This is a genomic window from Candidatus Protofrankia californiensis, assembly GCF_900634765.1.
In the GTDB taxonomy this organism is placed as follows: Bacteria; Actinomycetota; Actinomycetes; order Frankiales; family Frankiaceae; genus Protofrankia; species Protofrankia californiensis.
Genome location: NZ_CAAAFT010000193.1, coordinates 1 through 1560 on the forward strand (window position 1 = coordinate 1; position 1560 = coordinate 1560).

The 1560-nt window shown below is 69.6% G+C and carries 2 pseudogenes; one reads left to right on the top strand and one right to left on the bottom strand.

The annotated features are described in order from the left end of the window. Nucleotides 1-697 precede the first annotated feature (697 nt). Nucleotides 698-1234 (top strand): annotated as a pseudogene (locus DD1DGNOD_RS10690) (transposase); the annotation flags it as partial. A 43-nt stretch (nt 1235-1277) separates the two neighbouring features. On the opposite strand, the pseudogene DD1DGNOD_RS10695 reads toward DD1DGNOD_RS10690, so the two are convergent. Continuing rightward, nucleotides 1278-1496, bottom strand: a pseudogene (locus DD1DGNOD_RS10695) (IS6 family transposase); the annotation flags it as partial. Between the last annotated feature and the right edge of the window lie 64 nt (nt 1497-1560).

The window sequence follows — 1560 nt, forward strand, 5'->3', positions numbered from 1 at the left end:
GCGCTCGACAGTTACGCAGAGTTAGCCAACAGAGTCCACGCCGGAGCCCTGGGTGGGATCACGCAGGCGCGTAAGCGGCTGGGCCGTAAGGTGCTGGCCGAGGTGTTCGAGCAGGTCGCCGGCCCGGTCGGCGAGACGGTCACCCGCGGGGTGTGGCTGCGGGGCTGGCGGCTGCTGGCGATCGACGGGTTCGAGGTCGAGGTGTCCGACACGGAGAAGAATGCCGCCGCGTTCGGCTACGCTGGATCCGGGGACAACCGGTCGGTCTACCCGAAGGCGCGGGTGGTGGCGCTGGCCGAGTGCGGCACGCATGCGTTCCTCGCTGCCGAGGTCGGTGCGTGGTCGACTGGGGAGAAGACGCTGGCGAACCGGCTGTACCAGCGACTGAACCCCGACGAGCTGCTGACCGCGGACCGTAACTTCTACTCGTTCATCGGCTGGGGGCTGGCCGCCGGAACCGGCGCGGCGCTGCTGTGGCGGGCCCCGACCCAGCTGGAGCTGCCCGTGATGAAGGTCCATGCCGACGGGACCTACCTGACGGTCCTGGCCAACCCGAAGATCCAAGGTGTTCGGCGGCGTCGCCTGGTCGAGGCGGCCCGAGCCGGTGAGGATCTCGACCCGGACGACGCCCACGTGGTCCGGGTCGTCGAGTATGACGTGCCCGCCTGCTGCGAAAGAGCCGCGCTGGAACCCCTTCCAGGCGCTCCAGCTGGGTCAGCCGCCGGCGGTGACCGCGGCCTACGCGGCCACCGTGCGTGCCCAGACCGCGCTCCTGGCCACCCTGAACACCAAGATCGGCAGGCTGGAGGAGCAGGTCGAGGCGCATTTTGGCCAGCACCCGGACGCTGAGATCTACCTGTCCCAGCCCGGGCTCGGGCTGGTCCTGGGCGCCCGGGTGCTCGCCGAGTTCGGGGACGCCCCCACCCGCTACGCCGACGCGAAGGCTCGCAGGAACTACGCCGGGACCAGCCCCGTCACCCGCGCCTCCGGGCGGAAGAAGGTCGTGCTGGCCCGCTATGCCCGCAACCACCGGCTTGCCGACGCCCTGCACCGGCAGGCGTTCTGCGCGTTACGTGCCTCTCCGGGGGCCCGGGCCTCCTACGACAGCCTGCGTGCCCGCGGCATGGGCTACAACGCCGCGCTGCGCCAGCTCGCCAACCGGCTCGTCGGGATCCTGCACGGCTGCCTGAAGACCCACACCCTCTACGACGAGGCAACCGCCTGGTCACACTAGGTCACACAGGAGATCGCCGCTTGACATCCAAACTCATGGGATGTCTGTCCCCGGGCGAGTGCCGGCACGGCCGGGCCGTGTCGATCAGTAGGGGGGTGAACGGCTGCACCCACCGGTAGACGGTCACATGATCGACGGCCAGGCCGCGTTCGGCTGGGAATTCCTCGACGTCCCGGTACGACAGCGCGTAGCGCAGGTACCAGCGGACCGCCAGCACGATCACCGCTGGAGTCCATTGACGTGGTGTACGAAGAGCAACGATCTAGCGACTCGCCGGAGTGCCGGTCCGTGACGTAGAGCGACCACCGCGTGATCCTTCCGAGGAC